The 8731-nt window shown below is 56.2% G+C and carries 8 protein-coding genes; 2 read left to right on the top strand and 6 right to left on the bottom strand.

Annotated elements, in window-relative coordinates:
* Positions 1–276: 276 nt before the first annotated feature.
* Both dgcQ and HMPREF9538_RS20065 read right to left on the bottom strand, forming a co-directional pair.
* Positions 277–1956: a cellulose biosynthesis regulator diguanylate cyclase DgcQ gene (gene dgcQ / locus HMPREF9538_RS20060; protein ID WP_004184682.1), complete on the bottom strand. Its 1680-nt coding sequence runs from the start codon at positions 1954–1956 to the stop codon at positions 277–279.
* Positions 1957–2071: 115 nt separating this feature from the next.
* Positions 2072–2983 (bottom strand): DUF808 domain-containing protein, encoded by a 912-nt coding sequence (locus tag HMPREF9538_RS20065; protein WP_002911591.1) that lies wholly within the window; start codon positions 2981–2983, stop codon positions 2072–2074.
* A 183-nt stretch (positions 2984–3166) separates the two neighbouring features.
* On the opposite strand from HMPREF9538_RS20065, the gene yedA reads away from it, so the two are divergent.
* Positions 3167–4078, top strand: coding sequence for a drug/metabolite exporter YedA (yedA, locus tag HMPREF9538_RS20070; RefSeq protein ID WP_004175392.1), 912 nt, complete (start codon positions 3167–3169; stop codon positions 4076–4078).
* Here yedA and HMPREF9538_RS20075 read toward each other — a convergent pair.
* From HMPREF9538_RS20075 to drpB, 4 genes are all read right to left on the bottom strand, one after another.
* Positions 4053–4547, bottom strand: a complete 495-nt coding sequence (locus HMPREF9538_RS20075) for a very short patch repair endonuclease (RefSeq protein WP_002911592.1) — start codon at positions 4545–4547, stop codon at positions 4053–4055. The genes yedA and HMPREF9538_RS20075 overlap by 26 nt on opposite strands.
* Entirely contained in the window at positions 4528–5928 is a 1401-nt protein-coding gene (locus HMPREF9538_RS20080) for a DNA cytosine methyltransferase (RefSeq protein ID WP_004175390.1), read from the bottom strand. The genes HMPREF9538_RS20075 and HMPREF9538_RS20080 overlap by 20 nt, the downstream gene beginning before the upstream one ends.
* Before the next feature lie 76 nt (positions 5929–6004).
* Positions 6005–6712 carry a phosphohydrolase gene (locus HMPREF9538_RS20085; RefSeq protein WP_002911594.1) on the bottom strand — a complete coding sequence of 236 codons (708 nt, stop codon included), beginning with the start codon at positions 6710–6712 and terminating at the stop codon, positions 6005–6007.
* A 42-nt stretch (positions 6713–6754) separates the two neighbouring features.
* Positions 6755–7036, bottom strand: coding sequence for a cell division protein DrpB (drpB, locus tag HMPREF9538_RS20090; RefSeq protein WP_004151461.1), 282 nt, complete (start codon positions 7034–7036; stop codon positions 6755–6757).
* A gap of 538 nt (positions 7037–7574) precedes the next feature.
* Here drpB and ompC point away from each other — a divergent pair.
* Positions 7575–8720 (top strand): porin OmpC, encoded by a 1146-nt coding sequence (gene ompC / locus HMPREF9538_RS20095; protein WP_002911596.1) that lies wholly within the window; start codon positions 7575–7577, stop codon positions 8718–8720.
* Positions 8721–8731 lie beyond the last annotated feature (11 nt).

Here is an 8731-nt window from a genome sequence, read left to right as displayed (position 1 = left end):
GGGGGGGGGGGGGGATCAAACTTGCTAATGCAAGAAGCACTTGAAAATTCGTTACACCGGGAAATCCGATGCGTTGAAACATTATCCTCAATTATTTTGCATGACAAGAGATATTCATGACGCAAAATATTGAGAATGTTGGCGCCTGGTGACTGACCGGGCTGCAAGGCTGATGTGAGAAGGCTTAGCCGCAAACCGGTTTCATTCGATAGCGCGATCGCCTGCGATCACTTTAAGATAATTCTCATTTTGCCAATCGACATCGAAACGTTTTACTCACGCTGCGCTGCGAAAACAGACCTGGTTACGCCCATTTTGCTTGGCCAGATAGAGTCGCCCATCGGCCACCGACTGCAGCGCTTCAAACTGATACTCCCCCCGCTCTTCGCTGGCGCTCACCCCTAACGAGGCGCTAACCCGCAGCGTCACGTTGTTATGCAAAAAGACTTCCCGTCCCTGGATACGCTGGCGCAATCGCTCCGCCACCGCCGCCGCTTCCTGCAGGGTGGTATTCGGCATCACGATACAAAACTCTTCTCCGCCCACTCTGCCCAGCAGATCGCCCTGCCGAACCGCGCTGGACAGCGTACTGGCCACCATCGACAGCACCCTGTCCCCCGCCTGATGACCATAGCGATCGTTGATGTGCTTAAAATGATCCAGATCGAGTTGGATCACCGCCAGCGGCCGTCCGCTGCGCTGGCAGTCGCTGGCTACCGCCATCGCCTGTTCAAACAGCGCCCCGCGATTGAGCAGGCGGGTCAAGGCATCATGCCATGCCTGCCACTCCAGAGAGGTTTGCAGAACGCTCATGTTGCGGACCATGCGGCGGATCACCAGCCAGGAGAGCAACAGCATCAAGGTGAAGAGGACCCACATCAGGGTCAGGGCGATGGTGATGGTGCCAAAGTTCCCGCGGACGCCTTCCCGCAGAGTGTGGATCCGCAGCAGCACGCCGTCAAAATTGCGCAGTTTGGCCCAGCTGATATAGCGCGTCAGCAGACGCAGCCCTCCCTGGTTATCATGGACAAACGCGCGGCTCAGCAGCTCCTGCTCGCGCGGCGACAGCAGGGTCAGGACATTCCCCGGCGTGGAAGAAGCCAGCAGGTTCAAATGGCTATCATAAAGTTGGTACTCTCCCTCTTGTCCCCCCTGCATGGCGCTAACCAAAAACGCTTTGATTTCACTGACTGAGAAATCCATCGCCAGCACGCCGCGCCAGTAACCGGCAAAATCCAACGGTATCGAAGCGGTGACCACCTGCTCTTCCAGCTGCGGGTCATCGTCAGGAAAGGTTTGCCAGATAACGCCTCGCCCCGGATTATTTCGCTGGGTCTGACGGGTAAACCACGGAGCGCCGAGGGCTTGGGAATAGTGCGTTATCACCTGCGACTCATCCCGCAGCGGCAGGGTCGAGGTAAAAAAGCCGCTACGAGAGATATACTGCATCCGCTCGGCGAAATCGCGATCGTGCTGCGTCAGATTTAGCAGATAACCCAGCTCGAGCGTCGCCATTAGTTCATCAGCCGCCAGCGGATCGTCCACCAGCAGGATAGGGTTGTGGCCAGCGACGCTGCCTGAGATGCCAAACACCGGCAGCGTACGCCGATTCGGTAGCGCCACCCGCCAGGCCTGCTGATGGCGCTGGCTCAGATAGCGTTGGCTGGCCTTACGCAATACATCAATATCAAGCGGCTGTTCGAGCGCCGCCTGCATCCCATGGCGAAAAAACATCATTCTGTCGATGTTGAACTGCAACAGCCCATCCATTTCATGAGCGACGTTAGCCAGATTGTTACGCTGGTTGGCCACGTAGGCCTCTTCCAGGACATTGATTTCACGCCAGATCAGCAGCGTGGAGAAAAACAGCACTGCGATAAAACAAGCGTTAACCACATGCGCCGGGCGAGCCAGGTGGTAGCACTTTTTTAACTTCAACCGCAGTGGCTTATCCATCTTTCTCTCGCAGTACGTTGCGCAAACCTCGCGGCGTCAGCGCCCCGGTCTCTGTCGATACCCGGGGCGTTTTCAGGGTAGAACACGCGGCGCCGTTACGCTGCGTTTCGCCATGCTACTTTCCAGCGCCACGCAGGCTGCTCACCGCCTTAACGCCCGCCAGCACCACCGCGCCGATGATAAAACCCAGCACCAGGTTGGCGACGACCGGCAGCGTGGAGGCCATCACCCCACCCAACCCCGCGCTCCAGTGCTCGATGGCATGATGCAGCGGCGCAATACCGTGAACGACAATCCCCCCGCCGACGAGGAACATGGCCAGCGTCCCGACGATAGACAACACCTTCATCAGGCGGGGAGCGACGGCCAGGAGCCCTTTACCCAGCCACTGCGCCAGCGCACTACGTTTTTCCGCCAGCCAGTAACCCATGTCGTCCAGCTTGACGATCACCCCCACCAGGCCATACACCCCGATAGTGACCAGAATCGCAATCCCCGAGAGAATAAGGATCTGGTTAAGCAGCGGAGCTTCCGCCACGATGCCGAGGGTAATGGCGACAATTTCCGCGGACAAAATAAAATCGGTGCGAATCGCGCCTTTTACTTTGTCACGCTCAAAGGCCAGCGGATCGCGCTCCGCCAGCGCGGCGAGACGCTGCTGCCGCCGTTCAGGATCCTCTTTGTGTTTCCGCGCTTCCAGACTGTGCAGTACCTTCTCCACCCCTTCGAAACAGAGAAACGCGCCGCCCAGCATCAACAATGGCGTAATCGCCCAGGGGATGAAGGCGCTGATCAACAAAGCCAGTGGCACGAGGATCACTTTGTTAACGAACGACCCTTTCGCCACTCCCCAGACCACGGGCAACTCGCGATTCGCCCGCACGCCGGTAACCTGTTGGGCATTGAGAGACAAATCGTCGCCCAGCACCCCCGCCGTTTTTTTCGCCGCTACCTTGCCCATCACGGAAATATCGTCCAGCAGCGTGGCGATATCATCAAGTAATGTTAAAAGACTACTTCCTGCCAAAATGATTTTCCTTCTCTTTTCATCAATGTCTCCCTCGAGTATGCGTTAAAAAACGGCCGGTGCCCAAGGTACAATTAGTCAATATAAATTTAACAACCTGACGCAAATTAACCACTCGCCAGCACGATAGTTTTCACGTTTACTATATGTCCCCTTTCTATCTCTGCACCGTCGTGAGGAAGTATGTCTACCCGTCAGCTTTTACCGCTCATCGGGGCGCTGTTTGCGCTGTATATCATCTGGGGCTCTACCTATTTCGCTATCGCCGTCGGGGTCGCCAGCTGGCCGCCGCTAATGATGGCCGGCATTCGTTTTCTCGCTGCCGGCGTGCTGTTGCTGGGGTGGTTACTGGCCACCGGCCATAAGCTACCGGCGCGTCGTCCGCTGCTTAACGCTGCGCTGATCGGCGTGTTGCTGCTTGCGGTTGGCAACGGCTTCGTGACGCTGGCTGAACATCAGCACGTCCCCTCCGGCATCGCGGCGGTGATGGTCGCCACCGTACCGCTGTTCACCTTATGCTTCAGCCGCTTTTTCGGCATCGCCACCCGTAAACTGGAGTGGCTGGGCATTGCCATTGGCCTTGCGGGTATCGTGATGCTCAACAGCGGAGGCAACCTGAACGGCAACCCCTGGGGCGCACTGCTGATCCTGATTGGTTCCCTAAGCTGGGCCTTCGGCTCGGTTTACGGTTCGCGAATCGTACTGCCGACCGGCATGATGGCGGGGGCAATCGAGATGCTCGCCGCCGGGATCGTCCTGCTGGCGGCCTCATGGCTGAGCGGTGAAACCTTATCCCGCGTCCCTTCCTGGTCCGGGATCGCCGCCCTGGCCTATCTGGCCATCTTTGGCTCGCTGATCGCCATTAACGCCTACATGTTTTTAATCCGCAATGTCACCCCGGCGGTCGCTACCAGCTACGCCTATGTTAATCCGGTGGTCGCGGTGCTCCTCGGTACTGGGTTCGGCGGCGAGAGCCTGTCGCTCATTGAGTGGCTGGCGCTGGCGGTGATTATTTTCGCCGTAGTGCTGGTGACGCTGGGGAAATATCTCTTCCCCGTCCGCAGCGAGGCTACTCCTTGTAAGGCGTCGAAGTAGTCGTCAGTTCGCGGATCCCCTGCGTATCGATCTGCGCGTCGTGTCCGGCGCCGCAGATCCACTCTTCCAGACGCTCGGTGAGCGCCGCATCACTCAGCCTAAGGCGCCCGCGCAGGGCGCATTCCCAGATGATAAGCACCCGCCAGCCCTGCTCAGCCAGCTGTTGCCGGTCGCGGGCGTCGCGCGCCACGTTACCGGCGATTTTGTCCAGCCAGAATGCCGTGCGGGTGGCCGGCACCTTAAACAGATAGCAGTCATGGTGATGCCAGAAACAGCCGTGAGTAAAGATAACGCAACGGTAGTCGGGTAAAGTGAAATCGGGACGTCCCGGCAGCGCGCGATCCTGGGCGACAAAGGTGAATCCCGCCCCGGTCAGCAGCGCCGCTATCCGCTTTTCGATCGCCGTATCGCGCGTGGCGATCGCCCGCATATTTTTACTGCGCGTCGCTTTATCGTGAACATCCGCCATCATTATCATCCGCTTCGCGGCGCGCCACCGCCTGAGCGATGCGCGGCGCCAGGAGTTTCGCCACCGCGGCGAAGACCGGAACCACCACCGAGTTGCCAAACTGACGATAGGCCTGCGTATCCGATACCGGGATGCGAAAACGCGCCCCCTGCGGGGATTCAAAGCCCATCAGCCGGGCGCATTCGCGCGGCGTCAACCGGCGAGGCCGCCGCTGTTGATTCAGCGGATCGTCAAAATGCTTCTCACCGAGCGGCCGGTCCCAGCCGCGATCGACGAGAATTTCGGCACCATCTTTATAGTAGCGGGCAGAAAGCGTCCGGGCCACGCTGTGGGGATTGGCGGGGTCAACCAGGCCATAACCAAAGCCATTGCCCCGCGCCTGATGCTTGCGGGCATAACGATAAAGATATTTCCACAGCACCGGCGTAAGAATAAATTTCGCATCGACCGTCGGCTCCAGCAGCTCGCCAAATGTTGGCCGCACCGCCGGGTACTGCGCCGCGATGTCGCGCAGCGTAAATCCAGCATGCAGCTGCAGATCGCGACGGAAACCCACCAGCACGATGCGCTCCCGGTGCTGAGGCAAGAAATGGCGCCCGTCAATCACCTTCGGGTCATCCGGCCCGGTATGCCCCGCGTCAGCTACTTCATATCCCAGCTCATCCAGCGTCTGCATGATGATACGGAAGGTGCGCCCCTGATCGTGGCTTTTGAGGTTTTTGACATTCTCCAGCACAAAAATCGCTGGCTGACGAGCCGCGATAATTCTCACCACGTCAAAAAACAGCGTTCCCTGGGTTTCGCAGGCAAAGCCATGCGCACGGCCCATCGCATTTTTCTTAGAGACGCCGGCAAGCGAGAAAGGCTGGCAGGGGAAGCCAGCCAGCAGCACATCATGCTGAGGGATAGATTCGCGAATATGCCGCGCCGCCTCCTCGTCGCTAACGTCAGAGCGTTGGCTGAGGGTAATATCGCGGATATCTTCATTAAAACGGTGCTGCTGCGGATCACAGTACCAGTTAGCCTTATAGGTGCGTACCGCGTGCTTGTTCCACTCGCTGGTGAAAACGCACTGCCCGCCGATGGCTTCAAAACCACTGCGGATCCCGCCAATACCGGCAAACAGATCGATAAAACGGAACCCATAGTGCGGATGATGGGCCGGCGGCGAAGGCAGGAGCGTCGCCAGATGAGCAACTTCCTGCGGGCGCAAACGCTCCGCCACGCGGCCAAGCGCCACCACGCGCTTGAGGATCGCCGCGCTCCAGTGCTGTTCGCCGACGCTCACCAGTTCGGCAACCAGCGTTTTTACATCGTAGATCGTCATCAGCTGACGCAGCAGCGCCTCAGCGTCTTCCCCGGCCTGTTCAGCCAACGACAACGACCTGTGTTCCTTGCTTAACTTTTGCGGCATATCCTCAACCAACGCGGACGATTTTGGCAGAGAGTACCATAAATCACCGGTCGGTTGACGCCTGCGGTGCAAAGCGGCGCAAAACCGCTTCATCCAGCGCCAGCGGCTCCCCCTGCAGCTCCGCGCTGAGCTTAGCCATAAATTCGACGAGAAAACGGGCATTATGCTGCGCCATCGCTTTCCCCTTGTCAGTTTGCATGGTTTCCGGCAGGCGCAGAAGTTTGCACTGGAAATGGTCGAGGGCATATTTGCGGTCATCCAGCGCCCGCCGATCAGCAAAAGGATCTTCGGCATCAAACAAGATGGTATTCAGGGCGCCGGCGACAGCGAAGACCCTCGCCAGACCAATGGCTCCCAGCGACTCGAGTCGATCGGCATCCTGAACTATTTTCGCCTCCAGCGTGCGCGGTGGGATCGCCGCGCTGAAGCTGTGCGCCTCGATGGCATGGCTGACCGCCGGGTAACGATCCGCAGGAAAATCAGCAAAGGCCGACTGCAGAATGGCGAGGGTTTTCTCGGCGGCCATCATCGAGGATCGACTTCGCTCCGGATGATTTTTTGGCAAGCTGACGATGTCATGAAAATAGCAGGCCGTGAGGAGTACCAGCCGGTCGACTTCCTCCCCCGCGGCCAGCTGAGTGGCGGTCGCCCAGACGCGACGAAAATGGGACAGATCGTGTGCGGCGTCATCCTGCGCATGGTGCGTCAGTATCCAGCGCTCAAATCGTTGCTGCCAGTCAACCAGGTCCATAGGCTTTCCTTTATCTGAGGGTCAGCCTCGAGCATAGCAATTTTAGCGCTGATGATCCTGCTCGCCGCGGGATGGACGCGTATACCAGACGACCGCGCCGAGAATAGAGCCAATGCCGCCGAGGACCAGCATACCCAACAGGGCGCCAAGCCATTTCCCGGCCGTTGTTCCAAAATCACCCTCCACGCTGGCGCCGGGAACGCTGTGAATTTTTCCCACTACCCACCAGTAACGCACAATGACCCAGACACAATATCCGCAAAAAGCATACAACGCCCAGAGCGCAAGTTTCCCTCCCGGGCTGCGTTTTGCCTGCTCTTCCATCTCATTCCTCTCCGTGACACAACAGACTATTGTCACTTAAAACGTGACACGCATCACATTATACCGCTAACCTGCGTCACAGGCAGCAGTTTCATCTTCGTCTTCTGCGCCTTCTCGCGACTTATGCTGCCAATGCGCACAGGCTGAAGAGATGTCCTTATTATCTCCCGTACGCTTAAAGCTATTCATTCCTTAATTATCGCAAGCTGGGTTGATAATCCCCTGGATATTTACATTCACACAAAATAAATTCCCATAATGAATAATGTACTTGATTATTATCTGTGCAATTTATTTCATAAAATTAACAACAAGCTACCAAATATACAATAAAGCATTGCTATATAAGAAAATAATGAATTTTGCACAAACATCAAAATTTAATATAAAGAACCACTTAGAAATATTTTGAAATGTTTAACATTATTTATTTACATATTTTATTTTAAATAAAGATGAACTTAGTCGTTAGTATCGGATCGTCATTCCGGAGGGATTGTCATAATTCATAGAAATTATTATTAAAAGGGAATATATAATGAAAAGAAAAGTACTGGCACTTATGGTTCCGGCATTATTAATGGCTAGCGCCGCTAATGCCGCCGAAATCTATAACAAAAACGGTAATAAACTGGACCTCTACGGGAAAGTTGACGGCCTGCATTACTTCTCTGACGACGCTTCAGAAGACGGCGACCAGACCTATGTTCGCTTTGGTCTGAAAGGCGAAACGCAGATTACTTCCGAGTTAACCGGCTACGGTCAGTGGGAATACAACATTCAGGCGAACACTAGCGAAAAAGAAGGTGCGAATTCCTGGACCCGTCTCGGCTTTGCCGGCCTGAAGTTTGCCGACTGCGGGTCGCTGGACTATGGCCGTAACTACGGCGTGGTCTACGACATTGAATCCTGGACCGATATGCTGCCGGAATTCGGCGGCGATACCTACACCCAGACCGACGTTTACATGACCGGCCGTACTAACGGCGTGGCCACCTACCGTAACAGCGATTTCTTCGGCCTCGTCGACGGCCTGCATTTCGCCCTGCAGTATCAGGGTAATAATGAAAACGCCGGTTCTGGCGAAGGCACTAATAACGGTGGGAAACGTAAGCTGGCGCGGGAAAATGGCGACGGTTTTGGTATCTCCAGCTACTACGATCTCGATATGGGCATCAGCTTCGGGGCAGCGTATTCGTCTTCTGACCGTACCCATAACCAGCTGGCGGCCGCGCGTAGCAGCCAGCGTTATGCCAACGGCGATAAAGCCGATGCCTGGACCGTCGGCGCGAAATATGACGCCAATAACATCTATCTGGCCGCCATGTATGCTGAGACCCGCAACATGACCTTCTATGGCAACGATAGTTTTGGCGGAATTGCCAACAAAACGCAGAACTTCGAAGTGGTCGCGCAGTATCAGTTCGACGACTTTAATTTACCGCTGCGTCCGTCGGTGGCCTATCTGCAGTCGAAGGGTAAAGATCTCTACGCCTATTCTCGCTACGGCGACAAGGATCTGGTCAAGTATGTCGACGTGGGCATGACCTACTACTTCAACAAAAATATGTCCACCTATGTGGATTATAAAATCAACCTGCTGGATGAAGACGACCGCTTCTACAAAAACAGCGGTATCGCGACCGATGATATCGTCGCCCTCGGCCTGGTCTATCAGTTCTGATCCCCGTCAAA

Source organism: Klebsiella sp. MS 92-3, from assembly GCF_000195655.1.
GTDB classification, from domain to species: Bacteria; Pseudomonadota; Gammaproteobacteria; order Enterobacterales; family Enterobacteriaceae; genus Klebsiella; species Klebsiella pneumoniae.
This window is presented reverse-complemented; position numbering and strand designations above follow the sequence as displayed.

What these genes read in the sequence shown, in the direction of transcription:
- dgcQ (WP_004184682.1), bottom strand. Translation starts at nt 1,956, where the DNA reads ATGGATAAGCCACTGCGGTTGAAGTTAAAAAAGTGCTACCACCTGGCT.
- yedA (WP_004175392.1), top strand. Translation starts at nt 3,167, where the DNA reads ATGTCTACCCGTCAGCTTTTACCGCTCATCGGGGCGCTGTTTGCGCTG.
- HMPREF9538_RS20075 (WP_002911592.1), bottom strand. Translation starts at nt 4,547, where the DNA reads ATGGCGGATGTTCACGATAAAGCGACGCGCAGTAAAAATATGCGGGCG.
- HMPREF9538_RS20085 (WP_002911594.1), bottom strand. Translation starts at nt 6,712, where the DNA reads ATGGACCTGGTTGACTGGCAGCAACGATTTGAGCGCTGGATACTGACG.
- drpB (WP_004151461.1), bottom strand. Translation starts at nt 7,036, where the DNA reads ATGGAAGAGCAGGCAAAACGCAGCCCGGGAGGGAAACTTGCGCTCTGG.
- ompC (WP_002911596.1), top strand. Translation starts at nt 7,575, where the DNA reads ATGAAAAGAAAAGTACTGGCACTTATGGTTCCGGCATTATTAATGGCT.